The sequence below is a fragment of the Shewanella sp. SNU WT4 genome (assembly GCF_006494715.1).
GTDB lineage: Bacteria > Pseudomonadota > Gammaproteobacteria > Enterobacterales > Shewanellaceae > Shewanella.
Map to the genome: position 1 here is coordinate 2,579,771 of NZ_CP041151.1, position 15,732 is coordinate 2,595,502.

The window sequence follows — 15,732 nt, forward strand, 5'->3', positions numbered from 1 at the left end:
AGGCTGCCCACACACAGTTACTTACCTGATTTAACATTGCTCCAAATTCGCGTCATCGCGCGTTGCGCTTTAAGGCTTCGCACGTCTTGAATATAGAGTTTATCTTGGAGTTCTTTGTTGGGATATATTTGCGGATCGTTAAGAATTTCTGGTTTCAATAAGTTATTACTACTAGGGGTTGGATTGGCATAGGCCACATAATTAGACACACCGGCAATCACTTCTGGACGTAATAAATAATTAATAAGCTTAAGCGCATTGTCTTTATTGGTGGCATCACTCGGAATTGCCAACATATCAAACCACAGGTTGGCACCTTCTTTAGGAATAGTATAAGCAATTTTCTGACCTGTGCCCGCTTCATCAGCGCGCGCCGCGGCTTGGAACACATCGCCAGAGAAACCATAAGCCACACACACATCGCCATTGGCCAAATCAGAGATATAGCGCGATGAATGGAAATACGTCACATAGGGACGGATTTTTTGTAATACTTCACCGGCTTTTTTAAAGTCTTCAGGATCATTACTGTTGGGATCTAGGCCGAGATAACCTAAAGCTTGCGGGATAATATCATCTGCTGAATCAAGCATGACCACACCGCAACTTGCAAGTTTTGAAGCGTATTTAGGATCAAAAATTAACGCTAATGAATCCACCGGAGCATCTTCACCTAACGCCGCTTTGACCTTGTCGACATTGTAACCTATGCCATTGGTGCCCCATAAATATGGCACACCGAATTTATTGCCTGGATCAGATTTTTCTAACAGCTTCATCAACTTAGGATCTAAGTTCTTATAGTTAGTCAATGCTGATTTATCGATAGGAATAAAAGCGCCCGCGGTAATTTGCTTAGCCAAAAAATGATTAGACGGCACGACTATGTCATAACCCGAACGGCCTGAAAGTAACTTAGCTTCTAACACTTCATTACTGTCAAACACATCGTATATCACGCGAATACCGGTTTCTTTTTGAAAATTAGCTAAGGTATCTTCGGCCATATAATCTGACCAGTTATACATTCTGACCACTTCCTCGGCTTTCGCTGTTGTACCTGCCAACATAGCGGTGATAAGTAGCGCTACCGATGTTATTTTCATCAAGGGCTTCATGATTTCTCCTTTACGTATTCAGGGGGATCCCCACAAAGTAGTGCTAATGCCAATGAGATTATCCCAAGCGAATAAACTAGGTTGGCCTAACACCACAAGCTCGCAATCAATAAGTTAAGCGGACACAAGGTCGCAATGTTGTACTCCATCATTCTTGCCAGCGAAGAATGCTTACCCCACTGGCACATGAAGAATGTTACACACAACCAAAATTAACAAATTACCTACGACTTCGCTACCAAAGATGTTAATTTGATGGGAAATCAATCTATTACCTGCAAAGTTTATGCTTCACAAGCGACAACTCAATCGGTAAGCATCACACAGTTAATAACAAGAAATTTCGCTCCCATGCACTCACCACGCGTCTAAAGTTTTCGAGTTCTGCGCGTTTAACCGCAATAAATCCCTTGGTAAAATCTTCGCCTAAATATTTACGGCAGTAAGAACTTTCCTCCATCACAGCTAACGCTTCTTCGAGGGTTAATGGCAGCGCCATACTGGCGCTATTACGGTTTTCATTGGCTCGGCCCTGCACTGGTGGTGACGGTTTAAACTCTTCCACCATGCCGATATAACCACACAATAAACTGGCAGCAAACGCCAGATAACAGTTGGCATCAGCCCCAGGAATACGGTTTTCAATGCGGCGATTTTGTGGTGAAGACTCTGGAATTCGCAGACCACAAGTGCGGTTTTCTTCGCCCCACTCCAAGTTAATTGGCGCTGACGTTCCAGGTAAAAAGCGGCGGAAAGAGTTAACATTAGGCGCTAATAACGGCACAATTTCAGGCATACAACGCTGTAAGCCGCCTATGTAGCTATAAAATTCAGGGCTCATAGTGCCATCTTCACGGGTGAAGATATTTTTGCCCGTGGTTTTATCAATAATGCTCTGATGCAAATGCATGGCACTACCAGGCTCATCGGTCAGAGGTTTAGCCATAAAGGTCACGCACACATCATGCTTTAAAGCTGCTTCACGTAAGGTGCGTTTAAATACAAACACTTGGTCAGCAAGATTAAGGGGGTTGCCATGACGGAAGTTAATTTCCATCTGCGCAGTGCCTTCCTCATGGGTTAAGGTGTCTATATCTAACCCTTGAATTTCACACCAATCATACATGTCTTCAAATAGTGGGTCGTATTCGTTAGCCGCATCGATGGAATAAGACTGACGCCCAGATTCTGCGCGGCCGCTGCGGCCAATAGGTGGTTGCAAAGGTAAATCAGGATCGATTGAGCGCATGGTTAAATAAAATTCCATTTCAGGCGCGATGACAGGCTCCCAGCCTTTTTCTTCATAGAGCTTCAATACTTTTTTAAGCACATTGCGCGGGGATAACTCAATGGGATTACCCATTTTATCGAAAGTATCATGGATAACTTGCGCTGTGGCTTCAAGCGTCCACGGCAACATAAACACCGCATCTTCATCAGGAACACAAATAAAATCGATATCAGCATGATTTAACAGACTGTAATAATCTTCATCATCAACATAATCGCCCGTTACGGTTTGCAGTAACACGCTTTCAGGTAAACGCATGCCCTTTTCATCTAAAAACTTATCTACCGGCGCAATTTTTCCACGGCAAATACCGCTCATGTCGCTTATCACACATTCGACTTCGGTAATTTTTTTCTCTCTCAAAAAAGTTTCTAACTTACTCATTTTATTTGATTCCTTTGTTGAACTCTGGCATTACAGGCGGCGCTAAATTGCTTGAAAATCGCCTGGTAAAACGGATTATTGGCAATCTGCCATTCAGGGTGAAATTGCACCCCTAAAGCAAAGTTACGGGCATTATTGACAGTAAAGGCTTCGATTAAGCCATCACCTGCGTATGCTTCTGGCCGCAATCCTAGGCCTAATCTGTCCACCCCTTGAGTATGGACCGAATTAACCTCTGCCTCGGAGCGGCCAAAACTCTCAAAAAGTAATCCTCCAGGTTCCAAAGTTACTGTATGGGCGACACCGTATTGCACCGCTAGAGGCGCGGTTTTATCTTCACGGTGATCATGTAAGCCACTCACTTCATGAACTTTCTGATGCAAACTGCCACCAAAGGCCACATTCATTTCCTGAAATCCACGGCAAATAGCTAGTACCGGCACCCCCATGTCTATGGCTAATCTCAAGAAAGGCAACGTTGTTGCATCACGCAATGGGTCGTGCAAAGTGCCTGGGGAGCTCGGAATTCCTTGATAATGATGTGGCTCAACGTTAGACGGTGAGCCAGTAAACAGTAAGCCATCAACCAGATTGAGTAATTCAACCATGGGCATATCTGCCCCTAAACTTGGAATTATGATTGGCCAAGCTTCTGTTCCATCAATAATGCCGCGCAAATATTTATGTCCTGTGGTCGCAAACTCTTGCAAACCTAATGGCTGATTGCATGCTGTTACTCCCACAAAAGCGATCGTTCTTTCAAACATAAATACCGATAATCCTTAAATTCGTTGATCACTAACAACAATAAGTGTGCGTTTTTTTAAACACTACACCTAAAATTTTAGGTAAGCAAGAAGTTAATGGTTGGTTAAATTCGCAATTTCAAATTTAAGCTAACTCACTGTTTTTAAATAAAAACAGCTTGCATGGCATGTACTAACAAAATGAAACGTGGCTTAAATAGTTGAATTACCGTAATAAATTTGTCATTCAAAATAGGGAGGCAAAGCTTGGGCTAAGGCGCTTTGATGATGTTTATTATTTACAACTAAACTACAACTGCGAGGTACCTTGGTAGCAGAACCTACAGGCTTGGGGAAAATGATACACATAAGGATGTAAGCAAGCGTGGCAAAACAGCGAAGTAACATTGAGGCTATTGATAGCCTCAATGTTAGAAATTGGCAGGAGTGGTGGCGCTAACTAACTGACAAGGCTCATCAAAGGGATTACGAAAGCGATGCAATAACTCGCTATTAAAATAGTAACTATCGCCTGTACTAATAATAAACACTTCACCGCCAACAGTTAACTCTAACTTACCAGCAATCACTAAGGCGGCTTCTTCCCCTTGGTGCTGAAGCATTTCTTCGCCCGTATCAGCGCCTGGTGGATAAGTCTCCCACATCATAGACATAGCGCGATTTGGATAATCACGGCCAATCAATTTAAATTCCAGCGGGCCAGGGCCAATATCTAACAATTCTTGTTGGCGATATACCACTTTAGGTTCAGCCGTTTGCGCTTCTTCAATTGAGAAGAATTCGACTAATGACATAGGAATGCCGGCTAATACTTTTTTTAACGAACTGACCGATGGGCTAACACTATTCTTTTCAATCATTGAAATAGTGCTATTTGTCACCCCGGCGCGCTTAGCCAACTCGCGCTGCGATAAACCCGTTAGCTTTCTAACTAGCTTAAGATTATGTCCAATATCCAAATGTCTATTCCTCCCTTTCAATGGCGCTTAGCGCAAACCTAAGTGTACTGCCTGCCAATGCCAAGCTTCTTTACATTAACTAAACACAGATTTGGATTGTATTCTAGTCTACATCCATGTTAAAAAAAACGAACACTTAATTTTTTAACAGCACTGTTACACCAATAGACTTAGGTTGGATTGCTTGCTACAAGTTATGCTACGGAGCTCTCATGTTAACCAAAACCGCTGTTCATTCTGATAATTATCCCGCTTCCCTTTATGTTGCCACAGTTAATAAACACGAAAATTATCCGATATTACAAGAAGCTATCGAGGTAGATGTCGCAATTGTTGGCGGCGGCTTTAGCGGCATAAATACTGCGATTGAATTGGCTCAACAAGGATTTAGCGTTGCCTTATTAGAAGCGCACCAAATCGGTTGGGGAGCCTCAGGGCGTAATGGCGGGCAACTTATCCGCGGTATTGGCCATAATATTGAACAGTTTCGCTCTCAAATTGGTTCCGAAGGAATTGATGCCATTACCCGTATGGGCTTTGAAGCTGTCGATATTGTTAAAGAGCGCATAACGACTCACAATATTGATTGCGATTTACGTTTGGGCTATTGCGATCTCGCGCTTAAACCTAAGCATATGGATGGCATTCAAGAAGATTATGACGATCTTAAACGTATGGGCTACCGTCATAAACTTAAGATTTATGATAAAAGTGCCATCCATGAAGTGATAGGGTCCCGCCATTATCTAGGCGCTATGAGCGATATGGGCAGTGGTCATTTGCACCCATTAAATCTTGCCCTAGGCGAGGCAGCTGTTGCTAAACAGTTGGGCGTGCAGTTATATGAACACAGCGCCGCGTTGAGTATCACTAAGGGAGCTAAACCTGTGGTTACCACAGCGCAGGGACAAGTCACTTGTCAGTTTTTGGTGCTAGCAGGAAACGCTTATATAGGCCATAAACTTGAGCCGTATATTGGCGGTAAAATATTACCAGCCGGCAGTTATTTAATGGCAACTGAGCCGTTAACCTCAAGCCAATGCGCAGACATAATTCCGCAAAACATGGCCTTTGCCGATTTGAGTATCGCCTTAGATTACTTCCGCTTATCGTCAGATAACCGCCTGATCTTTGGGGGGCTTTGCACCTATTCAGGCAAAGATCCTAGTGATATTAGCGCCAGCTTACTACCTAATTTACGCAAAGTATTTCCGCAGTTACCTCCCCTTAGAATCGATTATGAATGGGGCGGTATGATAGGCATAGGGGCTAACCGCTTACCACAAATTGGCCGCTTACCCGACACTCATAATATTTACTTTGCTCAGGCCTATGCGGGCCACGGCGTTAATGCCACTCATATGGCCGCCAAGCTCATTGCTGAAGCACTCACTATGCAGGCACAACGCTTTGATATCTTTGATAGCATTAAACACATGACGTTCCCAGGTGGTCCTGCCCTGCGCTCACCGTTACTTGCCGCAGGTATGCTATATCATCGTTTACTGGATAAGCTGTCATAACAACAGCCAGACTTGCTGGCTGTTGATTGGCTTAGTCGATAATAAGGCGCACTCGCTCTTTTGTGGGTATCAAGCTTGCAAGTTACAAGGCAATCCAAGTGGCTTTGATTTCAGTGTATTTATCAAAAGCATGCAATGATTTATCACGGCCATTTCCCGATTGTTTATAGCCGCCAAACGGCGCTGTCATATCGCCGCCATCATAATGGTTAATCCATACCATGCCGGTGCGTAAGCGTTTAGCGGTTTTATGGGCTTTAGATAAATCGGCAGTCCACACCCCCGCAGCAAGGCCATAAATTGAGTCATTGGCGATAGCAATCGCTTCTTCCATGCCATCAAAACTAATGACAGATAAGACTGGTCCAAATATTTCCTCTTGCGCAATGCGCATCTTATTGCTCACATCACTAAATAAGGTCGGCGCGACATACATGCCGCCAGTTGCAGCCAATTGCTGCTCGCCGCCACAAACTAAACTCGCGCCCTCTTCTTTACCGACCTCAATAAACTTAAGTACCGATTGCAAGTGCTGCTTATCAACTAATGCGCCGCTCGTGGTGTTAGGATCAAGCGGGTGACCGGGTTGCCACGCCGCAAACTCAGCCTTAATGAGCTCAATCACTTGATGACGTACACCAGATTCCACCAGCAAACGGGAACCTGCGGTACACACTTCGCCCTGATTAAAAGCGATAGCTGAGGCTGCGGCCGCCGCGGCGGCTTTTAAATCCGGCGCATCATTAAAAATAATGTGCGGGCTCTTGCCGCCAGCCTCTAACCACACCCGCTTCATATTAGATTCGCCGGCATAAATCATCAGCTGCTTAGCAATCTTGGTGGAGCCAGTAAATACCAAGGTATCCACATCCATATGCAGCGCCAAGGCTTTACCTACCGTGTGACCAAAACCTGGCAACACGTTAAGAACGCCTGCGGGAATGCCGGCTTCTATGGCAAGTTGCGCCATATAGATTGCCGTTAATGGCGATTTCTCAGAAGGTTTGAGCACCACGCTATTGCCTGCTGCTAAGGCTGGGCCTAGTTTCCAACAGGCCATCAGCAAAGGAAAATTCCACGGCACAATAGCCACGACAACACCTATAGGCTCTCGAGTAATCATGCCAATTTCGTTATCTGCGGTTGGCGCAATTTCATCATAGATTTTATCTATGGCCTCCCCTGACCAGCGCAGTGCCCGCGCCGCACTTGCCACATCAACGGCTAATGAATCACGAATAGGTTTACCCATGTCTAAGGTTTCGAGCAAGGCTAAGGTCTGTGCGTGCTGCTCTAATAACTGGGCAAAGCGGATCATCACTTGTTTGCGGCGAACCGGTGATTGCTTAGCCCATACGCCGGACTCAAAGGCTTGGCGACAATTACTCACCGCATGCCTGGCATCAGTGTCGGTACAACTAGCGACTTTCGCTAACACCTGACCATCAATGGGGCTAATACAATCAAAGGTTTGCCCTTCTGCTGCCCACTGATATTTGCCATCAATGAAAGCGCGACCATTGATTTCTAGCTGCTGCGCCTTTGTTTGCCAATCTTGCATAGTAAGCGGAGTACTCATGTCATTCCTCGTCGTGATAGTTGTCGTGTGGTTGCGCCGCGCAGACCAAGTCATGCAGCCAATGTAGCCGTTGCCGACACATAAATTCAATATTTTTTACAATTACACTGCAAAATAGCCCAATAAATCACACAATGATCTTCCATGTTCGATATTTTTGACATAGCATGCTTTTTGAACAGCATTTAACATTTCAACAACAGTTACAGGTGGGTGTATGTCAGTGGAATCGCAACACACTAAGCCGCTAAACAATCTCAGTCATTATTGGATGCCGTTTACCGCCAATCGCCAATTTAAGCAACAGCCTCGGCTGTTAGCACAAGCTGAAGGTATGTTTTATAGCGATATTCATGGACGCTCGGTTTTAGATGGGACTGCAGGCTTATGGTGTTGTAATGCGGGCCACAGTCGCCGTCAAATTACTGAAGCGGTTAGTCGCCAACTCAGTACCTTAGATTACGCGCCGTCGTTTCAAATGGGTCACCCGCTCGCTTTTGAACTGGCTGAGCGCCTAGCCAGTATGGCGCCAGCCGGCATAGATAAGGTCTTTTTTACCAACTCAGGTTCAGAATCCGTTGATACTGCGTTAAAAATGGCCTTGTGTTATCACAGAGCCAATGGTCAAGCCACGCGCACTAAGTTTATTGGCCGCGAACTTGGCTACCATGGGGTTGGCTTTGGTGGCATTTCAGTGGGCGGCATAGGCAATAATCGTAAAGGTTTTAGCCCACAAATTCTGACTGGGGTCGATCATCTTCCCCATACCTTAGATATCACTCATCAAGCGTTTAGCCGCGGCTTACCACAGCACGGCGCCGACAAGGCTGATGCGCTCGAAGCGTTAGTGACCCTGCATGGGGCTGAAAATATTGCCGCGGTTATCGTCGAGCCTATGTCTGGCTCTGCTGGGGTAATTTTACCGCCTGTGGGCTATTTACAACGCCTAAGGGACATTACTAAGAAGCATGGCATCTTATTGATTTTTGATGAAGTGATCACAGGCTTTGGCCGTATCGGTGGTAATTTCGCCAGTACTTACTGGCAAGTCACGCCAGATATGATAACCACAGCTAAGGCAATTAATAATGGCACTATTCCTATGGGCGCCGTGTTAGCCAGTAGTCATATTCATGATGTCTGCATGCAAGGGCCTGAACATGTGATTGAGTTTTTCCACGGCTACACCTATTCAGGTCACCCTGTCGCCGCAGCAGCCGCGCTCGCCACCTTAGATATTTATCGTGATGAACAATTGTTTGAGCGCACCGAAACCTTAGCAAGCTACTTTGAAGATGCTGTCCATAGTCTTAAATCCTTACCTAATGTGATTGATATTCGCAACACCGGCTTAGTGGCAGGGATTCAACTAGCGCCATCAAGTAGCGGCATAGGTAAACGCGGTTATGGCATTTTTGAGCATTGCTTTTATAACGGCGCATTAGTGCGCGCAACTGGCGATATTATCGCGCTATCGCCACCACTGATTATTGAAAAACCGCAAATTGATCAACTGGTAGACACCTTAGCGAACGCTATTCGTGCGCAGCAATAATTGACTTCAACGCTTTCGGGAATTAGTTCTATGACACCAATGACTCATTATATCAATAGCCAAATGACTGGCCCAAGCGCGCGCCAACAAGCGGTAATTAACCCAGCGACGAACCAAGTGATTGGTCAAGTGTCACTGGCAAGTGCAGCGGAAGTCAATGCCGCTATCGCCAATGCCAAGGCGGCTTTTCCTGCGTGGTCACAAACTACGCCACTTAATCGCGCGCGGGTATTATTTCGCTTTAAAGCCTTAGTCGAGCAGCATATTGATGAATTAGCACAATTAATTACTACTGAGCACGGCAAGGTGCTGGAAGATGCCAAGGGCGAAATCACCCGCGGCTTAGAAGTGGTGGAATTTGCTTGCGGCATTCCGCACCTTTTAAAAGGTGAGCATACCCAACAAGTGGGTTCTGGCGTCGATGCTTGGTCGGTAAATCAAGCCCTTGGCGTAGTGGCCGGAATTTCGCCATTTAATTTCCCGGTAATGGTGCCCATGTGGATGTTCCCTATCGCCATTGCCTGCGGTAACACTTTTATTATGAAGCCGTCAGAAAAAGACCCAAGTCCGGTGCTGCGTATCGCGCAATTACTGACGGAGGCGGGCCTTCCTGCGGGCGTATTTAACGTAGTTAATGGCGATAAAACCGCGGTTGACACGCTATTAACCCATCCAGACATTGAAGCCGTGAGCTTTGTGGGCTCAACCCCTATTGCCCAATACATTTACAGCACAGCATCGGTCCATGGTAAACGCGTTCAAGCCTTAGGCGGCGCTAAAAACCATATGTTAGTTATGCCAGATGCTGACCTTGATTTGGCTGCTAATGCCTTAATGGGGGCGGCTTATGGTTCTGCTGGTGAGCGCTGCATGGCCATTTCAGTCGTGCTGGCCGTCGGTGATGTGGCCGATAAACTCGTGGCGCAATTAGTGCCGAAAATCGATGCGTTAAAGGTCGGGGATGGCAGCCATCACGGCATAGAAATGGGGCCGCTCATTAGCCGCGAGCATCTCGATAAAGTGTGTGGCTATATCGATAATGGCGTGCAGCAAGGCGCAACCTTAGTACGCGATGGTCGGCACTTGAGTCTGGGGGACGGTCATTTTGTTGGTGCGAGCTTGTTTGACCATGTCACTGCGGAAATGACTATATATCAGCAAGAAATTTTTGGTCCAGTGCTCGCCATTGTGCGCGTGGCCGATTATGACAGTGCACTCGCGCTAATTAATGCCCATCAATATGGCAATGGCACAGCCATATTCACCCAAAACGGCGAATATGCACGTCATTTTTGCGATGCCGTGCAAGTCGGTATGGTTGGGGTTAACGTCCCTATTCCTGTGCCTATGGCATTTCACAGTTTTGGTGGCTGGAAACGCTCTTTGTTTGGCGCTTTACATATGCATGGCCCCGATGGCGTTCGCTTTTATACTCGCAAGAAAGCCATTACCGCTCGCTGGCCTAAGCCGCACCTGAGTCAAGCTGACTTTATTATACCGACCATGAAATAACTCTCTCTAAGCTTGGATGATAGGATGCCAAGGCTTAAGACGACTGTGGAGATGCAAGGATGAAAATACAAGATATTCAATTGCTTTCAGGGGCGCCTAAGGAAAGCTACTCAGCTGCCATCGCGGCCGAAAAGCGCTTAGATGGTGCGCCTATCCAAACCATAGATAGTTTTTATAACAGCCCATGTCAGCAATTTCAGTGCGGCTTTTGGCAATGTGACCAAGGCCATTGGCAAGTTAATTACACTGAATATGAATACTGTGAAATAGTCGCAGGAATGAGTGAAATTATTGATACAGATGGCAATAGTCTAACTGTGACTGCTGGCGATCGCTTCGTCATCCCCGCAGGCTTTAGTGGCAGTTGGAAAGTCACTGACTTTTGCAAAAAAGTGTATGTAATTTTCGAACCTAAGCTTGCCGCTAGTCTTTAGCCCAAACTAGCTTAAGAAGGCGTTATTAACCACAGGACGTTAACGTCCTGCGGTTATTTCAATCTAATATCCGTGCTGACTATTACTGACACGAAACCAACCGGCAATGCTAAAGCGGTCAACATTGGTCGCTGACACTTCGTGGGGGAAGACTTCACTTAAAAACACCACCCATTTACCAAAGGTCGGGCTGATAGTTTCAATCAATTGATCTTGCTCATCATAGATAAGTAATTCGCCTTGATCTTCTGCCTGCCAATTCGGATTAAGAAACAATACCGAGGTCAAAATGCGATTTTGACTTCCTTTCAAACTATCGATATGTTTTTGATAATATTGACCTGGCTGATAAATCGCATAATGACTTTCAAATTCATTCAGCCCTAAATACAGGCGGCGATTAATGGCTAATCTTAACTGCGACATTAAGTCCAAATACAAATTATCTGTGTCACATTCTGGCGTTAACCACAAAATCTTATCACCGCGAATTGACGCCTGATGTTGCTGCCCCGCGCCCCGACCTATGGCGGCATGCTTAAAGCCATCGGACTCAACGCCCATTTTTGTCAATAACGCCTGGCAAACATCATGGGGGATTTCACTGTCAAACACATGATACCCCCGTACACTCAACTGCTCAGCCAATTCATCTAATACAGTTTCTGAAAACGTAAAGCTCATAACGTGACACTCATCAATAAGCACAACTCACATCGAATCAAGGCTATAGGAAACTAGCAGAGCGACCTGGTTAGCATGGCTATATACCAAAAAGGTATGATGGCAGGAGTGTAAAACGAATTTTTTGAATTAGCTAACAAAAGGGAAAAATGATGTGAAAATTTAGCACGTCCTTGTGCTATGGGGACAAAGCGTTAAAAATCGTACCTAAAACCTAGGCTGACTAGGCTGTCGCTAAAATCTTGATGCTGTTTTACGTGAAATTGGCCAAGCTCTGTATGAATGCGCGCGGCGCGACTTATTTTATATTCGGCGCCAAGAGCCCACTGGGTAATCACCGGGGCTTCATTCACGCTATTGCCTTTACTCTGATATAAACGGTTAGCAATGGCGCCAGTGCCTGAATCATCATACCCTCCCTCAGCCTTTAGCAACCAAAGGCCTAGGGCATATTTAGCGCTCACAATGAAGCCTGTACCATGACGTTGCTGCCACTGAGCTGCCGCTTGATTAACTAGTTCAGAATGTTGCACCATAGTACCAAGGGTTAAGCCATCCCATTGATATTGGGCAACACCTCGATATGCGCGAATATCTTCCATGCCATCACTATAGGCAGCAGCTAAATACAGATCGCTATTGTTAAAAGACTTATCGCCATAGGTCACGGCCACTTGGTAGTTACCAAGCTCACGCCGCTGTTCGCCAACCTTATAATAATTATCTTCCAGTAAATAACTGACGCCAAGTTGTACGTTTTGCCATACAGGTGACTTATAAGCCAGTGAATCGCCCCAGCGTTTATCGCCAGCAAATAATCTGTCATGTTTCATGACATAGATATCCATGACGTCAACACCACCTTTGGCCATTTTAAATACCGGATCGATACGGCCAATCGCTAATGAACCATAGTCTTGATGGCAAATGCCTAAATACGTCGGCCGCGATGAAAATGGGTTACTGGTTTTATCTTGACTGCCGCCATTTACCCCAACTTCAATTTGATAAAAGATGTCGGTTGTTGCTGATAATTCACTACGGCCTTTAACCCCTAAGCGGCTAAAGTTATTTTCAAGTACTAGTCCCTGTTTGTTGTTATGGGTAGCACTGCCACTGTCAGAAGAGGTTAACGAGTAATCAAAACGCCCATAAAATTGATAATCATTGGCCAGTACCGAGGGCGTGCACAAGGCCAACGACAGTGCACTAAAACATAAAGCTTTCATAAAAACACATCCAAAAATGGGCGCCAAAACGCCCTACAATATTATTGCTGCGCGGTGATCACGCCATCTTGGCGCATTTGCTGATATAAGCTATTAGCGAGCAATAGATAATTATCCCAAGCATCAGAGCGCTTAGTAAAGCCGGTTTGGGCATAACTGCCGCTATCACCGGCTGCTGGTAAGTCATTAATATCAAATAATGAACCGCCTTGAGTCAGATGATCTGCTAACGCGTCAATCATGACGTTAAAACCAATACGCGCAGGCTCAACATAATTAATCGAATCGTATTTAGACTGGCGGTAAAAGGCTTTTTGCGAGGCATCTCTAATATCTTTTTGGTGATCAGCAAAGATTTCATCGTAATGAGCCGCGGTAATGTTACCCGTTTGCTTACTGACTACGATACGCAGCATGGCGGTTACCCCAGTCCAGCGGCCTTTCGCATCATTAATTTTCTGTGCTTGCTGATATAATAATTGGTCACTGCTACCTTGCTGAATGCGGCTGTGAATTTTAGCGGTCAAGGGGATCATTGATTGCTGAATACTGTTAGAAGCGCCAGCCACTATATCCAGTTCAAGATATTGTAAACGGTTAGGCTCGGATAATTTATTGGCAAGCTTTGGATCAAACTCAGGATTTTTATCAAAAGTGAGCTTATTTTTCTCCATCATCAGCTTTTCCATGGTTAAGGCTGACTGTACCCAAGCCGTACCTTTTTGCTTACCCATAGAAAAATTGTATTCAGACATACGCTTAGGTACGTTTTGATAAAGACGAGTGTAATAGTTTGGGCGCCCACTTTCTTGAAATTCAGCCAACAACACATCCGCAGAATTAGCACTATCAACCACCACTAACATGCTGCCCATATGCCCTTGGCGGAAACGCGCTTCTTCGTAGTAATAGTCACCTTTCACTATGCCAAGCTGAGGCTGAATCGACCACTCTAAATCAAACTTTTCGGCACTCTTATTAGCGCGGGCACCCACACTTTGAAATTCAGGTTTGCTGCCATCGGCGCGCGGAATATCATTGACCGCCTTTAAAATACCATTGGCTGAATAGGTGGCGCCCGAGATAGCATCTATCCCTTCATGACCATTGTTGGCTACCACTTCCTTCAAGATACGCTCAGCATTGAGGTATAACGACTCAGTTTCTTTGTGCGATAACGTTTTGAGCGCGCTAATGTTACCGTTAATGACTGTGGCTTCAAGCGTGATTTCGCTCTTTTTGCCTTTGCCACTGACTTGATAAACGCCATCAACATACTTGCCCTGCACTGACTGACTGGCACAACCTGCCAACGCTAAACCAGTTAAGGACATGGCGAGCACTAACCCACACTGTTTGAAATTAATCGTGTTGTTCATCGATGTTGCCCACTAAATAATAGATTTATGGGCAAGCATAAACAGCTCAGCCGTTTGAACAATTGCGGAAAACCGCAGTTCTAGGGGGCAATGATCATTTCTTTGAAACTGCTAACACTTTAGGGATAGCTAACAAGCCAGAGCCTAATATTCATGGTACAGCTATAAATAACGCGACCACAGAGAGATGTAATGCCCTACTTTATATTTATCATCATTAGCCTAATGAGTATCTTCAGTCATTCTCATGCCGATGAATTTATTCCTTATCAATGTGAAGGCAATGCCAGTTTTGTTTATGACCAAGGTAAAGGGACTATGACTACCTTAAATTATTTTGGTACGTCCATTACCATTGATATTTATCATGATGATAAACAGCAAGCATTATCCGCCTTATGCCATGGTTTACATGTAGTGCAGCAATATCATTATTTAGGGTCTAACTTTTCAACTTACCCATATTTTACCAATATTAAAACCATTAATAATGCGCCTGATAAACTGCATCAAATTGACCCAAGGTTAACCGAGTTATTGCATGCCAGCATTGAATGGCATCAACTCACCAATGGCCGATTTAATATCGCCATCGCTCCCGTATTGGCGGTGTGGCGCCAAGCGCGTAATGTTTGCTTGAAAGAAAATGATTGCCAACTCCCCATGCGGCAAACGCTTGAGGATGCTGCTAAACATATTGATATTTCAAAGATAATCTTAGATGCCACTCATAACACAGTCCAAATGCAAGCTGGCATGCAGTTAGATTTAGGCGGCATAGCGAAAGGATGGATGGTAGAAAAAGTCTATGACAGACTCCGCGCTGACGGCATCACATCATTTATCATTAATGCTGGCGGTAATATTCGTCATTTTGGTATACATCCTAGTGGCCGACAATTTATTACGGCTATTGAAGATCCGCTCGCCAGAAAATATAACAATAGGAATGGTATCAATAATAGTGTTTACCATGAATATATTACTGCGCAAGATATTACCTTGGTATCAAGTGGTAATTATTTAAATTATTTCACTGTCGATGGCAAAGATTATCACCATATTATTGACCCCACGACCCTTTATCCTAAGCGTGACGGCATTAGTGTCTCAGTGATTATGCAGCGCAATACGTTATTAGCCGATGTGATTTCCACCAGTCTATTTTTAATGCCAGTGGTCGAAGCTCAAGTGTGGCTACAAGACATTGGCTTAGATAAGGATGTCGAAGCGATATGGTATCTTGATGATTATGGCAATAAGTTTGAAACCGCGGGCGTGGCCAAGTTGCGCGCACAATATCAATAGGCTAACACCT

Annotated in this window: 13 protein-coding genes; 5 read left to right on the forward strand and 8 right to left on the reverse strand. The window is 45.0% G+C overall.

Annotated features, from left to right (window positions below; genetic code table 11):
• Positions 1-17: 17 nt before the first annotated feature.
• From FJQ87_RS11590 to FJQ87_RS11605, 4 genes are all read right to left on the reverse strand, one after another.
• The gene (locus FJQ87_RS11590; protein WP_140932759.1) at positions 18-1,118 is read right to left on the reverse strand and encodes a polyamine ABC transporter substrate-binding protein; all 1,101 of its coding nucleotides are present in this window, start codon (positions 1,116-1,118) and stop codon (positions 18-20) included.
• Between the two features lie 319 nt (positions 1,119-1,437).
• The gene (locus tag FJQ87_RS11595) at positions 1,438-2,793 is read right to left on the reverse strand and encodes a glutamine synthetase family protein (RefSeq protein ID WP_140932760.1); all 1,356 of its coding nucleotides are present in this window, start codon (positions 2,791-2,793) and stop codon (positions 1,438-1,440) included.
• Positions 2,790-3,560, reverse strand: a complete 771-nt coding sequence (locus tag FJQ87_RS11600; protein WP_140932761.1) for a gamma-glutamyl-gamma-aminobutyrate hydrolase family protein — start codon at positions 3,558-3,560, stop codon at positions 2,790-2,792. The genes FJQ87_RS11595 and FJQ87_RS11600 overlap by 4 nt, the downstream gene beginning before the upstream one ends.
• A 410-nt stretch (positions 3,561-3,970) precedes the next feature.
• Positions 3,971-4,519, reverse strand: coding sequence for a cupin domain-containing protein (locus FJQ87_RS11605; protein ID WP_140932762.1), 549 nt, complete (start codon positions 4,517-4,519; stop codon positions 3,971-3,973).
• Positions 4,520-4,731: 212 nt separating this feature from the next.
• Here FJQ87_RS11605 and FJQ87_RS11610 point away from each other — a divergent pair, with 212 nt between their 5' ends.
• Complete coding sequence (locus FJQ87_RS11610) at positions 4,732-6,042, forward strand: FAD-binding oxidoreductase (RefSeq protein WP_140932763.1); 1,311 nt, start codon at positions 4,732-4,734, stop codon at positions 6,040-6,042.
• Positions 6,043-6,124: 82 nt separating this feature from the next.
• On the opposite strand, the gene FJQ87_RS11615 is transcribed toward FJQ87_RS11610, so the two are convergent.
• Positions 6,125-7,621, reverse strand: a complete 1,497-nt coding sequence (locus FJQ87_RS11615; protein WP_140932764.1) for an aldehyde dehydrogenase — start codon at positions 7,619-7,621, stop codon at positions 6,125-6,127.
• 217 nt (positions 7,622-7,838) lie between these two features.
• Here FJQ87_RS11615 and FJQ87_RS11620 point away from each other — a divergent pair, with 217 nt between their 5' ends.
• From FJQ87_RS11620 to FJQ87_RS11630, 3 genes are read left to right on the forward strand one after another with little or no spacing between them, the layout of a single operon-like run.
• Positions 7,839-9,176, forward strand: a complete 1,338-nt coding sequence (locus tag FJQ87_RS11620) for an aspartate aminotransferase family protein (protein WP_140932765.1) — start codon at positions 7,839-7,841, stop codon at positions 9,174-9,176.
• A gap of 30 nt (positions 9,177-9,206) precedes the next feature.
• Positions 9,207-10,688 (forward strand): CoA-acylating methylmalonate-semialdehyde dehydrogenase, encoded by a 1,482-nt coding sequence (locus FJQ87_RS11625; RefSeq protein WP_140932766.1) that lies wholly within the window; start codon positions 9,207-9,209, stop codon positions 10,686-10,688.
• 59 nt (positions 10,689-10,747) lie between these two features.
• A complete protein-coding gene (locus FJQ87_RS11630; protein WP_140932767.1) occupies positions 10,748-11,122 on the forward strand; it encodes a cupin domain-containing protein in 375 nt (124 codons plus the stop codon).
• Positions 11,123-11,185: 63 nt separating this feature from the next.
• Here FJQ87_RS11630 and FJQ87_RS11635 read toward each other — a convergent pair whose 3' ends face one another.
• The 3 genes from FJQ87_RS11635 to FJQ87_RS11645 all read right to left on the reverse strand — a co-directional run bounded on the left by FJQ87_RS11635 (position 11,186) and on the right by FJQ87_RS11645 (position 14,414).
• Positions 11,186-11,806 (reverse strand): 2OG-Fe(II) oxygenase, encoded by a 621-nt coding sequence (locus tag FJQ87_RS11635; protein WP_140932768.1) that lies wholly within the window; start codon positions 11,804-11,806, stop codon positions 11,186-11,188.
• A gap of 194 nt (positions 11,807-12,000) precedes the next feature.
• The gene (locus tag FJQ87_RS11640; protein ID WP_140932769.1) at positions 12,001-13,035 is read right to left on the reverse strand and encodes a porin; all 1,035 of its coding nucleotides are present in this window, start codon (positions 13,033-13,035) and stop codon (positions 12,001-12,003) included.
• Between the two features lie 41 nt (positions 13,036-13,076).
• Positions 13,077-14,414: an FMN-binding protein gene (locus FJQ87_RS11645; RefSeq protein WP_140932770.1), complete on the reverse strand. Its 1,338-nt coding sequence runs from the start codon at positions 14,412-14,414 to the stop codon at positions 13,077-13,079.
• 192 nt (positions 14,415-14,606) lie between these two features.
• Here FJQ87_RS11645 and FJQ87_RS11650 point away from each other — a divergent pair, with 192 nt between their 5' ends.
• A complete protein-coding gene (locus tag FJQ87_RS11650; protein WP_140932771.1) occupies positions 14,607-15,722 on the forward strand; it encodes an FAD:protein FMN transferase in 1,116 nt (371 codons plus the stop codon).
• Positions 15,723-15,732: the final 10 nt, after the last annotated feature.